At 61.1% G+C, this 14,414-nt stretch carries 12 protein-coding genes; 6 read left to right on the top strand and 6 right to left on the bottom strand.

Annotated features, from left to right (window positions below; all coding sequences use genetic code 11):
* Positions 1–149: 149 nt before the first annotated feature.
* Complete coding sequence (locus OQK_RS20775) at positions 150–1,073, bottom strand: LysR family transcriptional regulator (RefSeq protein WP_016774077.1); 924 nt, start codon at positions 1,071–1,073, stop codon at positions 150–152.
* Positions 1,074–1,127: 54 nt separating this feature from the next.
* Positions 1,128–2,111, bottom strand: coding sequence for an MBL fold metallo-hydrolase (locus OQK_RS20770; protein WP_016774076.1), 984 nt, complete (start codon positions 2,109–2,111; stop codon positions 1,128–1,130).
* Between the two features lie 236 nt (positions 2,112–2,347).
* On the opposite strand from OQK_RS20770, the gene OQK_RS20765 reads away from it, so the two are divergent.
* Together OQK_RS20765 and OQK_RS20760 are read left to right on the top strand one after the other, a co-directional pair.
* Positions 2,348–2,779, top strand: coding sequence for a helix-turn-helix domain-containing protein (locus OQK_RS20765; protein ID WP_038861491.1), 432 nt, complete (start codon positions 2,348–2,350; stop codon positions 2,777–2,779).
* A 134-nt stretch (positions 2,780–2,913) separates the two neighbouring features.
* A complete protein-coding gene (locus tag OQK_RS20760; RefSeq protein WP_016774074.1) occupies positions 2,914–5,838 on the top strand; it encodes an ATP-binding protein in 2,925 nt (974 codons plus the stop codon).
* Here OQK_RS20760 and OQK_RS20755 read toward each other — a convergent pair.
* Together OQK_RS20755 and OQK_RS20750 are read right to left on the bottom strand one after the other, a co-directional pair.
* Positions 5,803–7,275 carry an ATP-binding protein gene (locus OQK_RS20755; RefSeq protein WP_016774073.1) on the bottom strand — a complete coding sequence of 491 codons (1,473 nt, stop codon included), beginning with the start codon at positions 7,273–7,275 and terminating at the stop codon, positions 5,803–5,805. The genes OQK_RS20760 and OQK_RS20755 overlap by 36 nt on opposite strands.
* A gap of 90 nt (positions 7,276–7,365) precedes the next feature.
* Positions 7,366–8,316 carry a GlxA family transcriptional regulator gene (locus OQK_RS20750; RefSeq protein ID WP_038862009.1) on the bottom strand — a complete coding sequence of 317 codons (951 nt, stop codon included), beginning with the start codon at positions 8,314–8,316 and terminating at the stop codon, positions 7,366–7,368.
* 220 nt (positions 8,317–8,536) lie between these two features.
* Here OQK_RS20750 and OQK_RS20745 point away from each other — a divergent pair, with 220 nt between their 5' ends.
* Positions 8,537–9,259, top strand: coding sequence for a pirin family protein (locus OQK_RS20745; RefSeq protein WP_016774071.1), 723 nt, complete (start codon positions 8,537–8,539; stop codon positions 9,257–9,259).
* A 41-nt stretch (positions 9,260–9,300) separates the two neighbouring features.
* Here the strand turns inward: OQK_RS20745 and OQK_RS20740 are convergent, their stop codons facing one another.
* Both OQK_RS20740 and OQK_RS20735 read right to left on the bottom strand, forming a co-directional pair.
* Entirely contained in the window at positions 9,301–9,807 is a 507-nt protein-coding gene (locus OQK_RS20740) for a hypothetical protein (protein ID WP_238537234.1), read from the bottom strand.
* Positions 9,808–9,988: 181 nt separating this feature from the next.
* Positions 9,989–10,864: a LysR family transcriptional regulator gene (locus OQK_RS20735; RefSeq protein WP_016774069.1), complete on the bottom strand. Its 876-nt coding sequence runs from the start codon at positions 10,862–10,864 to the stop codon at positions 9,989–9,991.
* 111 nt (positions 10,865–10,975) lie between these two features.
* On the opposite strand from OQK_RS20735, the gene OQK_RS20730 reads away from it, so the two are divergent.
* The 3 genes from OQK_RS20730 to OQK_RS20720 all read left to right on the top strand — a co-directional run bounded on the left by OQK_RS20730 (position 10,976) and on the right by OQK_RS20720 (position 14,294).
* Positions 10,976–12,175, top strand: coding sequence for a YbfB/YjiJ family MFS transporter (locus OQK_RS20730; RefSeq protein ID WP_016774068.1), 1,200 nt, complete (start codon positions 10,976–10,978; stop codon positions 12,173–12,175).
* Positions 12,176–12,236: 61 nt separating this feature from the next.
* A complete protein-coding gene (locus OQK_RS20725) occupies positions 12,237–13,235 on the top strand; it encodes an NAD(P)H-quinone oxidoreductase (RefSeq protein ID WP_016774067.1) in 999 nt (332 codons plus the stop codon).
* 114 nt (positions 13,236–13,349) lie between these two features.
* The gene (locus OQK_RS20720) at positions 13,350–14,294 is read left to right on the top strand and encodes an alpha/beta hydrolase (RefSeq protein WP_016774066.1); all 945 of its coding nucleotides are present in this window, start codon (positions 13,350–13,352) and stop codon (positions 14,292–14,294) included.
* Positions 14,295–14,414 lie beyond the last annotated feature (120 nt).

Below are 14,414 nucleotides of genomic sequence, written 5' to 3'. Positions count from 1 at the left end.
GGTCTTTGATGTTTGATCGTTCCCACGCTCTGCGTGGGAATGCAGCTCGGGACGCTCCGCGTCCCATCCAACGCCGAACGCGGAGCGTCCGTTGAGGCATTCCTTTGCTGCGCGTGGGAATGATCAGCATCGGAGATCGGCGCTGGGATCTAGATCGCCGGAATATCCAGCGGCGCCGCCATGAACTGGCTGATCCGCGAGCGCAGCCATTTCTCTGCCGGGTCGTTGTCGTGCACCCCGCTCCAGGCCATCGACAATTGCGCGGCATCGATCGGGAATGGCGGGTCTTCGGCACGCAGGGCGCAGCCTTCGACCAAGGCACAGGCGGCGTAATCCGGCACCGTGGCGATCATCTCGGTACCGGCGAGCAAGGCGCGCAAGCCGCTGAACTGCGGCACACCAAGAACCACCCGGCGGCAGCGGCCGATCTTGGCCAGATCCAGGTCGATATTGCCGCTCAGATCACCGGAGAACGACACCATCGCATGCGGACGCGCGCAATATTCGTCCAGCGTCAACGGCCCCGGACGGTCGTCGCCGCGCAGCACTTTGCAGGGAATATCACGCAGCTTCTTGCGCTTGGCATTGGCCGGCAGATCCGTGGTGTAGCTGACGCCCACGGAGATTTCTCCAGAGGCCAACAACGCAGGCATCAACAGGTAGTTGGCGCGGCGCACCACCACGACAATCCCCGGCGCCTCCTGCTGAAGCTGGCGTAACAGCGGCGGAAACAGACCGAACTCGGCGTCGTCCGACAGACCGATGCGAAACACGTCGCAACTGCTGGCCGGTTCGAACTCCTTGGCGCGGCTGACTGCGCCGGAAATCACGTCCATCGCCGGTTGCAGCTCCTTGAGGATCGCCAGCGCCCGCGCCGTCGGTTCCATACCGCGACCGTTGCGCAGCAGCAACGGATCGTCGAACAGATCACGCAAGCGCCCCAGCGCAGCACTGACCGCCGGTTGGCCCATGAACAGTTTTTCGGCAACGCGGGTCAGGTTCTTTTCGAACATCAACGCTTCGAAAATCACCAGCAGGTTCATGTCGACGCGGCGCAGATCGTTACGGTTCATGGGCGTGGTTTCCTTATCGGTGTCAGACGCTTTATGCCACTGGCGCTGGGCACTTTACTCGATCAACGGCACTTTCGCCGCGCGTTTGTAAGGGCCGTACTCCACGGGCACCCACTGGAAATGTTTGCCCTCGGCGGTGATGTGGCCGATGCCCGGGAACGGCAGATGCGCTGCCGTCACCCAGGTCTTGCTCGCTGCCGCAGCACTGAACACTGCCTGCCGACTGGCGATCGCTTGCTGACTGTTGACGTCGAAACCGATCGAGACTTCCGGGTGCAAGAACTGCACCGCGAGGTTGTGCACCAGATCGCCCATGAACACGATGCTCTGCTGCTGCGAGGTGAAGCGGTACGTGGTGCTGCCCGGGGTGTGCCCGGCTTCGAGGGTTGCTTCGACCAGTCCCGGCAGTGGTGACTGCCCGGCGGCAAACGTCTTGAAGCGACCGGCGGCAACGTATGGCGCCGTCGAATCCTGGGCAATTTTGAAAAACTCTTTGGCTCCCGCCGGAGCTTTGGCCAGTGCTGCCGGATCGAGCCAGTAGTCGGCCTCGGCTTTGGCTGCAAACACGGTGGCGTTGGCGAACACCGGTTTCTTTTCGGCGTCGACCAGACCACAGACGTGATCAAGGTGCAGGTGGGTCAGCAAAATTGTGTCGACCTGCTCGGGCTTGTAACCGGCGGCCTGCATGTTGGCCGAAAGCTGCCCGGCGGTGGCGCCGATGCACTGCCCTGCGCCGGTGTCGACCAGAATCAGTTGTGTGCCGGTGTTGACCAGAAAGGCATTGAACGCCGTCTGCACGCCCGGGGTTTCAATCGAACGCCGTGCGAGCAGCGCGCGAATCTGACTCTGGCTCATGCCCTGCAACAACTTCGGCGACAAATCGTTGTAACCGTCGAACAACGCGGTGACTTCGTAATCGCCCACCGCCAAGCGGAAATACCCCGGCGCCTGAGTGCCCACCTGCGGTGCCTGCGCCATCGCGCCGGACATTGCCAGCATGACCGCCAGGGCCGTTGCTGCTTTAACCAAGCCTTTCATTGCATTCCCCTTTGAACCTGGCCAACGGCGGCCGTGCTTTATCGACATCGTCGCGCAAAGCACCGGGCGCTGACTTGCAAGGATGTGCTGAGTTCCAGCCTGAGCGAGGAAATTAACAACGATTAACTCGTCAGCCTCACGCCCTCACCCAACAATGAAGCCCTCTGCGCAGCGTTGCTTTTTTGACCTGAGGGAATGCGCCGACCGTGTATTCCCCACCGACACGGACCTTGGCCATGGCTTATCTACAGCAAACCGTCGCCCTCGCCCCTGCCTGCGAACCGCGGAAAAACACGACTGGCGGACTCAGTCCACAGCGTGAACGCCAGATCAAACAGTTGATCCTGGATCGCTTGGGCGAAAGTCTCGAAGTGGCTGAACTGGCCCGCGCCTGCTCACTGTCGCGCAGTCACTTCTCCCGTGCATTCAAATGCAGCACCGGCCTGTCGCCACAGGACTGGATCCGCGCCCAGCGCCTGGCCCGGGCCAAGTTGCTGATCCAGCACACCGACCTCAGCCTCACGCAAATCAGCCTGGAATGCGGCTTCTGCGATCAGGCGCACTTCTGCCACATGTTCACCCGCAGCGAGGGCATCAATCCCTTCGCCTGGCGCTGTCGAGTCATGGGCAAGCCGAAAAACACCGCAGCACAGCCTGCGGTGTTTTGACTGCTGCCGTTACGCCACCCGTTGCACTGATGCTCAAACCTGAGGATTATGCCCGGACACCCCGGATCAGACGGCCTGCGCATGCGCCAGGGACTGATTCGCCCTGTCCGCCGCATCACCGCAGGAGCGCGCTGTTGAGCTTTTCCCCGAATCAGGCCATTGCCTTTGGCCCCTATCGGATTCATCCCGGGCAACGATTGCTACTTGAAGGCCAACAGCCTCTGCGCCTGGGACGGCGGGCGATGGACATCCTCCTGATTTTGCTGGCCCACGCCGGTGAAGTGGTGAGCAAACAGCAATTGATGGCCGGCGTCTGGCCAGACAGCGTCGTCGAAGACATCAACCTGCGCGTGCACATGGCGGCGCTGCGTAAGGCGCTGGGCGACGGACAGAACGGTCAGCGCTACATCGTCACCGTGGCGCAGCGCGGCTACAGTTTTGTCGCACCGATCGTGCTCGACAGCATCGAACAAAAACCGGCGATGCCCGTCGCCAGACACAACCTGCCGCTGCGTCGTACGCGGATGATTGGGCGCCAGCCCGTGATCGATCACCTGATCGCGCAGCTGCCGCGCCGACGCTGCATCACTCTGGTCGGCCCCGGCGGCATCGGCAAAACCACCGTCGCCCTGCGCGTCGCCGAACAATTGCTCGACCAGTATCGCGACGGCATCCGCCTGGTGGACTTGGCGCCCATCGCCGATCCCGCGCTGATCGGCTCGCATCTGGCGACGCTGCTTGATCTGTCCGCGCCAGAAGGCGATGCGCAGGCTGGTCTGGTCGACGGCCTGCGAGAACGGCAAATGTTGTTGGTGATCGACAACTGCGAGCACTTGATCGATGCGGTCGCGTCGCTCAGCGAGCAGATTCTGCGGGGAGCGCCAAAGGTGCATATCCTCGCCACCAGCCGCGAGAGCCTGCGCGCGGAGGGCGAGTTCGTGCAGCGTCTGGAATCGCTCGAATGCCCGTCCATGTCGTCGCCGATGGAGCCGGCTCAGGCGCTGGGCTTTGCCGCGCTGCAACTGTTTGTCGAGCGCGCGACCGCGGCGCGGGAAAGCTTTCAACTGAGTCGCGCCGAGCTACCGCAGGCGATCGAAATCTGCCAGCGCCTGGACGGCATCCCGCTGGCGCTGGAACTGGCCGCCGCGCAGGTCAGCGAATTGGGCATGGACGGATTGCTCAAGCAATTGCGCGAGGGTTTGCCGCCATTGTCGGCCGGACACCACAGCAGCGCCGAGCGCCACCTGACCCTGCGCGCAACGATGGACTGGAGCTTCAACCTGCTCAACGCCTGCGAGCAAACCTGTCTGCGGCGACTGGGAATTTTCCGCGGCAGCTTCACCCTGGCCTCGGCGGCAGCGGTGGTCATCGGCCAACAGATCGACCCCGGCGCGGTGTTCACCGCTGTCACGCAACTGGTGGCCAAATCCCTGCTGAGCGTCGAAGTGGGCGACGAAGATGTTTTCTACCGGTTGCTCGACACCACGCGCCACTACGCACTGGAAAAACTCGAACAGGCTGACGAGCTCAGCGCAACCCGCCAACGCCACGCCGAGCGCTGCCTGATACTGATGCAGCAGGCGCAGGCGGATTGGGACAATACTCCAACTGTATTGTGGATGGAGCGCTATGCCAGGGGGCTGGAGGATTTGCGCGCGGCGCTGGACTGGAGCCTCGACGGGCCGGGACCAGATGAGCTGGGCGTGCAACTGGCAGCCGCGTCGGCACCGTTGTGGCAGGAGCTGTCGTTGCTGCGCGATTACAGCCGCTATGTGCGCCGGGCACTGAGTCTGCTGGAGGCTTCGCCAGCAGGCTCGCTCCTGCCGCCCTGCCCTCGCCTGCAAATCGCCTTGAAACTGGCGCTCGGCAGCGCCAGCTATCACACCTGGGGCGGCACGCCACAAACCATCCAGGCCTTCGTCGACGCCTGCCGCTTGGCCGAAGAACACGGCGATCTGGCCGGGCAACTGCGTGCAATATCGGGGCATATGGCGGTCAATCTGAGTTGCGGGCATTACCGCATGGCGCTGGCCCAGAGTGAGCAATTTGATCGCATCGGCGTGCACGACGAGCCATTGCTGTCGCTGAGCACGCATCGCTTGCGCGTGCTGGCCCTGCATTATGCCGGCGACCAACCGCAGGCCCGCGTACATGCCGAGCAGGTGCTGCAACGCATGGCCCACAGCGGCCATCTCAATCGTTTCACCCATGGTTTTGGCGTGCAGTACGACCAGAGCGTCGCTTCGCTGACGGTACTGGCCCGCGTGCTATGGCTGCAGGGTCTGCCCGAGCAAGCCTGGCGCGCGGCACGGCAGGCGCTGGATATTGCCGTGCAGATCGACCATGGCACATCGATCTGCTACACGCTGGCGCTGGCCAGTTGTCTGATCGCCCATTACAACGGCGACGCCGCCAACGCCCGCGCGCTCCTGCAATTGTTGCTGGAGCAGTCGCAGAAGCATTCGGTACTGCTGTTCAATAATTGGGCGCGGCACTACGCGCAGGTGATCGATCCGGATAATGCCGCGCCGGTATCGACGCAGAGCAGCGGTTTGATCCGGGAAGTGATGGTTACGCTGGATGAGCGTTTTGTCGATGATGCACTGGTGGAGCACGCGCGCACCGGGGATGCGGGTTGGAGTGCAGCGGAGATACTGCGGGCACGGGCGGTGGCATTAGTGAAGGGTTCAGAATGGCCCCTTCGCGAGCAGGCTCGCTCCCACAAGGGGTCGGTGTCGGGCGCAAATTCCGAGTTGTGCGCTGTTTCCTGTGGGAGCGAGCCTGCTCGCGAATCGGCCTGCTCAGACACCGCTGAAACCCGAGAAGCCGAACAAACCCTGCAACAAGCTCTGGCCATCGCCAGAAGCCAGGGCGCGTTGGCCTGGGAGCTGCGCAGCGCCACGGACCTCGCCCGATTATGGCAGCGCCAGTCCCGCCATCGCGAAGCATGGGATTTGCTCAGCCCCATTTACCAGCGCTTCACCGAAGGCTACGCCACCCCGGACTTGCGCAAGGTCCGCCTGCTACTCGACAGCCTGCGCGAGCAGTGCCTGGCCTGACGCATTGCGCGTGCGGCTGAGATAGCGCGCATGACGCTGTTGCAGTTCGAGCCTGTCGTCGCTGCGCTCAAAGCGATCACGGGCATAGCGGCGCACGGTGTTGAGCATCCAATAGCGCGCCGTTGCTCGGTTGGGTTCTTGAATGAGCAACGACTTGCGCGCCAACCCTTCGATAATTGCGGTCAGCCTGGATCCCGCCAGATCCACGCTGCTGATCACGCTCAGTGCCGCCTCCAGGGTAAAGCCCGTGCTGAACACCGACAGCCGCAGCAGCACACGCTGTTCCATTTCCGTCAGGTACTGGAAGCTCCAATCGATCGCAGCGGCCATTGACTGATGGCGCGGCTCCGCGGTGCGCCGTCCTTGGCCAAGCAACTGCAGACCGTTTTCAACCTGTGCCTGTAAACCGATCAAGCCCAGCGCGTCGATCTGCGCAGCGGCGAGCTCGATCGCCAGCGGCAGACCGTCCAGTTGGCGGCAGATTTCGCGCACACCCGGCAAATCCTGTTGGCGCAAACTGAAGCCCTGTTGCCGCGCTCGCGCGCGATTGACGAATAGCTGCACCGCCGGATAGCCCATGGCTTCCTCGACGGAGTTCAATGTAGAGCGCTTGGGAATCGCCAGCAGCGGCACGTGATGAACGGCTTCCTGTGGAATGTGCAAGGCTTCGCGGCCGGTGACCAGAATCGACAGGCGAGGCGCGGCATGCAACAGGGTGTCTACCAGAGCCGCGCAGTTGTCGCGCTGGTGATCGTAGTTATCCAGCACCAACAAGGCGTGGCGGCCCGTCAGTGTGAAAAAGTCTGTATTCAGGGCGTGCAACAGGTGGTCGAGCAAGGGTTTGTCATCTTCGAGCATGGCAAGGTCGACCCACCAGGCGCCATCACGAAAGTATTGCAGCAGCAACTCCGCCACGCGCAGTGCCACAGTGGTTTTGCCAACACCCGGCGCACCGGTAATGGTCATCAAGCGGCACACCGGCATTTGTCGAACCAGACTACCTATAAGGGCGTCGCGCCCACTGACTGGCGTCAGTCGTGCCGGAAGATTGTGCAGTGGCGTGAGGGCGGCAGCGGGCATGTGCAGCGCATCACTTGTGCCCTGCTCCACCGGGGCGACAAAACTGTAGCCGCACTGCGCCACGTGAATGATGTAACGCTGGCCGTTGGTGCCGTCGCCCAGTGCGCGGCGCAACGCCGCGATGTGCACCCGCAGGTTGATCTCTTCAACGATCGATGTCGGCCACACACGAGCAATCAACTGCTCTTTGCTGACTACCTCGCCCGCGTGTTCGAGCAGCACCTGAAGAATGTCCATGGCGCGCCCACCCATGCGCAGCGGCTGCTCGCCTTCAAGAACCAGACGCTGGCGCACATGAAAGGCGTAGGGGCCAAAACGCAGCACCGAACCTTGGCTTGTGTCGTTGTGATTATTCATGCCGAACATCTTGGCACTGTTGCGTGACGATACAACCGCCGGAGCCGACGCAGCACGGACATCCGGCTGCGTCTGACGGACAGAACCGCTCTAGCTGAACTGTTCGCGGTATTGTAACGGCGTAAGACCGAGCTTTTCGGCGAATAGCGAGCGCATGTGCCGGACACTGCCGAAACCACTTTTGTAGGCGATGGTTTTCAGCGGCAGATCGCTGGTTTCCAACAGGTTTCGCGCGCAGTCAATGCGGGCATTCTGCAGAAACTCCATGGGAGTCATGTTGACGTCACGGGCGAACAGGCGAGCAAAGTGCCGTGCGCTCATATTGGCCAATCCGGCCATACGCTCGACTGTGAAGGGCTCATCCAAGTGTTCAAGGACGTAATTCTGCGCGCGGGTGATGGGCGTTTCTTGCGGTGAGACGGCCGCCATGAATGGGCTGAACTGGGCTTGCCCACCCTGACGCTTCATCACGACCAACAAAACCTTGGCGACGTCCTGGGCGATTTTCTTGCCGTGATCCCTGGCCACCACCGCCAGTGCCAGATCGATGCCAGCGGTCACGCCGCCCGAAGTGATGAGATTGCGATCCTCAACGTATATCTGATCGGTGGTCACCGTGGTTTTCGGGAAAGCCTTGATCAGGCGCTCGGTGTAGTTCCAGTGCGTGGTGACGCGATAACCATCAAGGAGGCAGGCATGGCCGAGGATGAATGCGCCGGTACAAATCGAACCGTAACGCTCCGCGCGCGGCACGGCTTTTTTCAACCAGCCAAACAGCTCGGGAAATCTCTGGTTATAGGCGCCGGGGCCGCCGGGCACCAATAACAGGTCATAGCGCTCGGCCGCCTCGTCGATGTGCAGATCAGCCTGAACCTGTACACCATTGGAAGCCTTGAGCAAGCCGCGCTCCGTCCCTAGTGTCGTCAGTTGATAGTGCAAATCAGGTTTCAGATAACGGTTGGCGACTGAAAACACTTCCAGCGGCCCGGCCATGTCGAGCATCAGAAAGTCGGGGAACAGCACCATTGCCACGGTTTTCATGGTAGGCATCACACATATTCAAGGGTCAATACGCACGCTACAGCCGGGGCATTATGGCCGACTGTGTCGTCATGAGCGTGTTCGAATGCGTGAACCATAACGCAAAACTGTCAACCTGAGCCGGACAGTCTTTCAATTTCCATCTACTTATTGCCTCCCAAGGTAACCAGTAACCTTCTCCTCACTCGGACGAATTCACGTCCAGCCAGGAGATTTCATCATGCTGACTCTTCGCAAAGCCTCCGATCGCGGCCTCGCCAATCACGGCTGGTTGAAGTCGTTTCACACCTTTTCTTTCGCCAGCTACCGCAACCCGCGTGAACAGGGGTTCTCCGATCTGCTGGTGATCAACGATGACCGCGTCGCCGCCGGCAAAGGTTTTGGCCAGCACCCGCACCGCGACATGGAGATCTTTTCCTATGTGCTCGAAGGCGCGCTGGAACACAAGGACACCCTCGGCACTGGCTCGGTGATCCGCCCCGGCGACGTGCAATTGATGAGTGCCGGCAGCGGCGTGGCGCACAGTGAGTTCAACCACTCGGCCACCAAGCCCGTGCACTTTCTGCAAATCTGGATCGTGCCGGATGTCAGTGGCGCCAAGCCGCGCTATCAACAGGAACATTTCAGCGCGCAGAAAAAACGTGGTCGCCTGCAACTGATCATTTCGCCGGACGGTAGCAACGGTTCTCTGAAAGTCCGTCAGGATGCGCGGGTCTACGCCGGGTTATTCGACGGCAAGGAAAGTGCCACGCTGAAATTACCGGCCAATCGTTACGCCTACGTGCACGTTGCGCGTGGCAGTGTCGAACTCAATGGCCAAGCCTTGCAGGAAGGCGACGGCGTGCGGGTTCGTGAGGAACAGCTGCTCACTTTGAGCAACGGAATCGATGCCGAAGTGCTGGTGTTCGACTTGCGCCCTCAGGAGTTGCCGGAAATGCCATGATCTGGCTCGATGCAGAACGGCCTTCCACTGAAGGCCGTTTTTTATTGCGGCGACACTGTTGAGGGATGTACGACCGGTTTGGGTGACGATACCTCTTTGCCAATCTGAATCGCGGCCAGCGTGGTCTGGATCGTGGTCAACACCGCCGCCTGATTGGCGAAATGTGCGCCAACCAGCAAGGAAGCCACGCCGAGAAAATGCACAGTGGTGGCCGCCCAGTAATTGGCCTTTACCGTCGATGCCTGCCTGATCGCTTCCCGCGATTCGTCGGCAATTTTCTGCACGCCCATCCACATCACGTCATAACGCTTGTCCCGTTCCTGTAGTGCCTTGTCCCGTTCAAGATAGACCTTGTCCCGCTCTGCCTGAGCAGCCAGGAACACGCGAATGTCGGCGCGCATTTCTGCCACGCGGCCATCCATCCTCGTCTCGATGGTTTCTATCCTGGCATCAAATTCTTCGCGACTTATGCTGCTCATGATTTGCCTGTCCCGCCCCGCGTCCGATCTGTCCGTGACTGGATATTGATTCACTTCCCTGATTTTCAATTCGACACCTTTCTGCGGCTACGCGGCCTTCCCTGGCTCTCCGTTTCGATGCGTCACTGAGGTCTGCATCGAGCTGTAGTGACAATAGAACTCATCACGGACTACAACAAGCCGGCCCATTCTGTCTCGGACGTAGGCTGTTTCGTCAGCAGTTGTAGCCTCGGGCAAAACCCTGAACCACTTATTCGTTTTCCAGCGCAAAGGCCTCAACGATCTGCTCGATGACCGCCCGTACCCGCGCGGTGTGACGCAGGTCGGCATGGGTGACCAGCCAGACTTCATACGGCAGCGGCCGGGTCCGCTCCGGCCAGAGTCTGACCAGGCCGTCGCGTTCGCCCATGTACACAGGTATCTCGCCTACCCCGAGGCCAGCGGCAATAGAACGGCGCACCAGAAGGCTGGAGCTGAGCGTGGTGACGATGCGTCCGCGGGTCAACGGTTCAGAGACCAGCGTAAGGTCTTTTTTGCTCTGTAAGTACGGCTGATAGACCACCAGATCATGGCCCTCGAAAGCGCTGCCGGGCTGCGGTTCTCCATGGCGATCGACATAGGCCTGTGCTGCGAAAAGTCCTACAGGCCAACGGGCGATCCGTCGAGCGATGAGATCGGGGTTATCCGGCCGGGTATTGCGCACCGCGATATCGGCCTCGCGCTTGGCCAGACTGAGGATTTGCGTCGACGCATCCAGCTGGATCTGCACATCTGGATGTTGATCATGAAGGCGCGCCATCGCCGGAATGATGAAATCAATGGCCATCGAGTCGGTGGTGCTGACCCGTACGTTACCGGTCAGACGGTCATCCAGCCCGTGGATGTGTCGCTCCAGTTCCAGCGCCGAATGCTCCATTTTTTCCACACTTTTACGCGCCGCTTCACCAACGGCGGTCAGCGCATAACCGTCGGAGGTACGCAGGAACAGCGTCGCGCTCAATGCCTTCTCCAGCGCAGTAATGCGCCGTCCGACCGTGGCCTGGTCGACGCCCAGAACACGCGCAGCCCCGCGCAATGTCGACTCGCGACAGACCGCCAGAAATACTCGCGCATCATCCCAATTCATACGGATCCTCTTTGAAGCATTTTTGCATCATTGTGCCGCTTAATCGCTGCGTATGCGCAGCAACGATAGCCGATAAGCTGAGCGCCATACACCTCTTGTGAGATCGCGATCATGCGTACTGCAAACTCTACCGGCATCTGGCTGCCGATCTTCGCCGGACTTTGCGCCAGTCTGGTCAGCATTGGTCTGGCGCGTTTCGCTTACACGCCATTGATCCCTTCGCTGATTCAGGCGCAGTGGTTTTCGGCCAATGATGTCGTCTACCTCGGCGCGGCCAATCTGGTCGGCTACTTGATCGGCGCCCTGCTCGGTCGGCCCATGGCTCACCGAACAGGCAACCGCAACGCCTTGCGCCTGATGATGCTGGCGGTCACGGCGGCATTTTTTGCCTGTGCTTATCCGCTGTCGGTGAGCTGGTTCTTCGGCTGGCGTTTGCTGTCCGGGATTGCTGGTGGCGCGATCATGGTGCTGGTGGCGGCAACCGTGCTGCCTCACGTTCCGGCTGCTCGCAGAGGCTTGGCCAGTGGCGCAATCTTCCTTGGCATCGGCCTGGGGATTGCCGGCTCCGGCACCATCGTGCCGCCACTGCTGACTCTTGGCTTGCAGGCAACATGGCTGGGACTGGGCGCGCTGGCGTTGTTGCTGACCGCGGTGAGCTGGTTCGGCTGGCCTGCGGATACCACGCATGCCGTGGCTGCGCACGCAACGTCGGCTGATGAGCCAACACCGCCAGGCGTTTACCTGTTATTCGCTCAATACGCGTTCATGGCCGCCGGGCTGGTGCCTGCAATGGTGTTTCTGGTGGATTACGTAGCGCGTGGATTGGGTGCCGGGGCACATATCGGCGCAATGGTCTGGGTCATGTATGGCCTGGGGGCGATTGTCGGGCCGGTGACTTACGGGTTTCTGGCTGACCAGCTTGGCGCCCGTACTGGTATTCGACTGGTGTTGGTAGTGCAAGCCATCGCCCTCGGTTTGCTGGCCGTCTCCCATTCATTTCTGGCACTGGCTTTACTGGCGGTGATTCTCGGCTCGTTCCCGCCGGGCATCGTGCCGCTGGCCTTGGCCCGGGTGCATGAACTGGTGCCGTCGCATCACCGTCAGCAGATCGCCTGGAGCCGCGCCACTGTGTCATTCGCAACCTTTCAGGCGCTGGCCGGGTTTGCCTATTCGGCATTGTTCAATGCCTCGGGCGGCCAGCACACGCTGCTGTTTGTGATCGCCGCTGGCGCGATCGTCGTCGCTCTACTGCTGGAGCAAGCCATGCGCTGGCTGCCCTCTACAACTGAACCCCGTTGCGCGGCGAACTGAAGGGAATCATTGCGCGCTGCCAGCGTTCCCATCTACACGACCTTTTTCACAGGAATCGACAATGTCACTGCCCAACGAAATGACCCGTATTGAAATCACCGAACCCGGCGGCCCTGAAGTATTGCAAGCCAGGCGCGTGCCTTTGCCGACCGTTGCCGAAGGCCAAGTGCTTATCCGCGTTCACGCTGCCGGCATCAATCGTCCGGATGCCTTGCAGCGCGCCGGCAAATATCCGATGAAACCCGGGATGGACCCGATTCCCGGCCTGGAAGTGGCTGGCGAAGTGGTTGCACTGGGTCCCGGAGTTACGCGGTTCGCTGTGGGCGATCGTGTGTGCGCACTGACCAATGGCGGCGGCTACGCGGAGTATTGCGCGGTACCAGCCGGCCAGACTTTGCCTGTGCCGGATGGAGTCGATTGGGTCCAGGCCGCCGCGATTCCGGAAACGTTTTTCACCGTCTGGGCCAACCTGTTTGGCCTCGGCGGTGCCAAGGCCGGCCAGCGCGTGCTGATTCACGGCGGCACCAGCGGCATCGGTACCACCGCGCTGATGCTCTGCCGTGAATTCGGTATTGAGGCGTTCGCGACCGCCGGCAGTCCTGAAAAATGCGCCGCAATCAGCAAACTTGGCGGGCAGCCGATCAACTATCGGGAAGAAGATTTTGCCAAGGTCATTGCCGAGAAGACCGCAGATCAAGGCGTGCACGTGATTCTCGACATCATGGGTGGCTCGTATCTGAACGGTAACATCAGCGCACTGGCGATGGACGGCCGACTGGTGATGCTCGGTTTCCTCGGCGGCGCCCGCGCCAACGACATCGATCTGCTGGCGATCCTCGGCAAACGCGCGGTGGTCACCGGTTCGCTGCTACGCGCGCGTACCGCTGCGGAGAAAGCCGCCATCGCCGATCAACTGCAAGAACACGTTTGGCCTGCCGTCAGCGCCGGGCGCTGCCTGCCGATCATCGACAAGGTTTACCCGCTGGCTGACGCGGATCAGGCCCATGCCCGCATGGAGGGCGGCGATCACATCGGCAAGATCGTCCTGCAAGTGGCGTGAGCGATTGCAGCATCTTGTAATCGTTGCACATGCACGGTGGTCGAAAATAATCACGCGCAGACCGAGGCATCTGGTAAAAAAGCGTTCTTTGTCTGCGCCGTGGTGAAACGATTAATGTTCCTGTCCTTGCTGACTCGTCTGCGACGCCGCCGCCTGGCGTTCGCCATGATGGCCGCGCTGATCATTGGCGTGCCGACGAGTTGTGCAGTGCTCGAACACACCGAGCGCAAACTGCTTTTTCGCATTGAGCCGGGCACTGCCGGCTGGTATCGCGGACTGCCCGGGAGCGTTCAGGAACTCGATCTGCAACCGAAGAGTTTCAAGGCCGGGCAGAACATCCATGCCTGGTGGTGGCCGGCGGAACGTGCCAATGCCCCGGCAATCCTTTACTTGCATGGCGTGCGCTGGAACCTCACCGGACAGTTGTTCCGCATAGAGCAACTACGCGCGGCGGGCTATTCGGTGCTGGCCATCGATTATCGAGGGTTCGGCCAAAGTAAGGGTGATCTACCATCCGAAAGCAGCGTTTATGAAGATGCCCGCGTGGCCTGGGAGCGCTTCCAACTGCTGCAACCGGACCCGAACAAGCGCCTGATCTATGGCCACTCTCTCGGTGGCGCGGTGGCGATTGATCTGGCGGCCGAACTGGGACAGAACGCGGCGCGCAACCACACACCTCTGCCGGTTCGCGGTCTGGTCATTGAATCGACCTTCACTTCTCTCGCCGACGTAGCCGCCGCCGTGGCCAACACCTCGCTCCCGGTGCGCTGGTTGCTCTCGCAGAAATTCGACTCCATCGACAAGATCGCCGATATTCATATGCCGCTTTTGGTGGTGCATGGCCTGGCTGATGCCTTCGTGCCGCCGCGCTTCAGCGAGCAGCTGTTCAATGCCGCTGAGCAGCCCAAGCGCCTGTTGCTGGTGCCCGGAGCAACGCACAACAACAGCATGGCGCTTGGCGGTCAGGGGTATCGCAAGGCTCTGGATGCGTTGATGCAGAGCAAGCCGTTGCCGCGGGTGGCCGGGCCGGCAGTCGCCAAGGGTTCTGGAGATTCCTAAGCTGTGTTACCAGTGCTGGATAAAGGGGCATCAGCGCCGAGCCAACTCATGCCGTACGCATTGCTCATAATAGGTCTGCTTGACAGCTGCCGGTTTGAGCTTGGAACTGCTGTTGTAGGT

The organism is Pseudomonas sp. R62 (assembly GCF_000257605.1).
Taxonomy (GTDB): Bacteria; Pseudomonadota; Gammaproteobacteria; order Pseudomonadales; family Pseudomonadaceae; genus Aquipseudomonas; species Aquipseudomonas atacamensis.
The sequence above is the reverse complement of the archived record's forward strand: the minus strand, read 5'-3'. Positions and strand labels throughout refer to the sequence as shown.

What these genes read in the sequence shown, in the direction of transcription:
- OQK_RS20750 (WP_038862009.1), bottom strand. Translation starts at nt 8,316, where the DNA reads ATGAAAACCGTGGCAATGGTGCTGTTCCCCGACTTTCTGATGCTCGAC.
- OQK_RS20765 (WP_038861491.1), top strand. Translation starts at nt 2,348, where the DNA reads ATGGCTTATCTACAGCAAACCGTCGCCCTCGCCCCTGCCTGCGAACCG.
- OQK_RS20725 (WP_016774067.1), top strand. Translation starts at nt 12,237, where the DNA reads ATGTCACTGCCCAACGAAATGACCCGTATTGAAATCACCGAACCCGGC.
- OQK_RS20770 (WP_016774076.1), bottom strand. Translation starts at nt 2,111, where the DNA reads ATGAAAGGCTTGGTTAAAGCAGCAACGGCCCTGGCGGTCATGCTGGCA.
- OQK_RS20775 (WP_016774077.1), bottom strand. Translation starts at nt 1,073, where the DNA reads ATGAACCGTAACGATCTGCGCCGCGTCGACATGAACCTGCTGGTGATT.
- OQK_RS20730 (WP_016774068.1), top strand. Translation starts at nt 10,976, where the DNA reads ATGCGTACTGCAAACTCTACCGGCATCTGGCTGCCGATCTTCGCCGGA.
- OQK_RS20720 (WP_016774066.1), top strand. Translation starts at nt 13,350, where the DNA reads ATGTTCCTGTCCTTGCTGACTCGTCTGCGACGCCGCCGCCTGGCGTTC.
- OQK_RS20735 (WP_016774069.1), bottom strand. Translation starts at nt 10,864, where the DNA reads ATGAATTGGGATGATGCGCGAGTATTTCTGGCGGTCTGTCGCGAGTCG.
- OQK_RS20755 (WP_016774073.1), bottom strand. Translation starts at nt 7,275, where the DNA reads ATGAATAATCACAACGACACAAGCCAAGGTTCGGTGCTGCGTTTTGGC.
- OQK_RS20745 (WP_016774071.1), top strand. Translation starts at nt 8,537, where the DNA reads ATGCTGACTCTTCGCAAAGCCTCCGATCGCGGCCTCGCCAATCACGGC.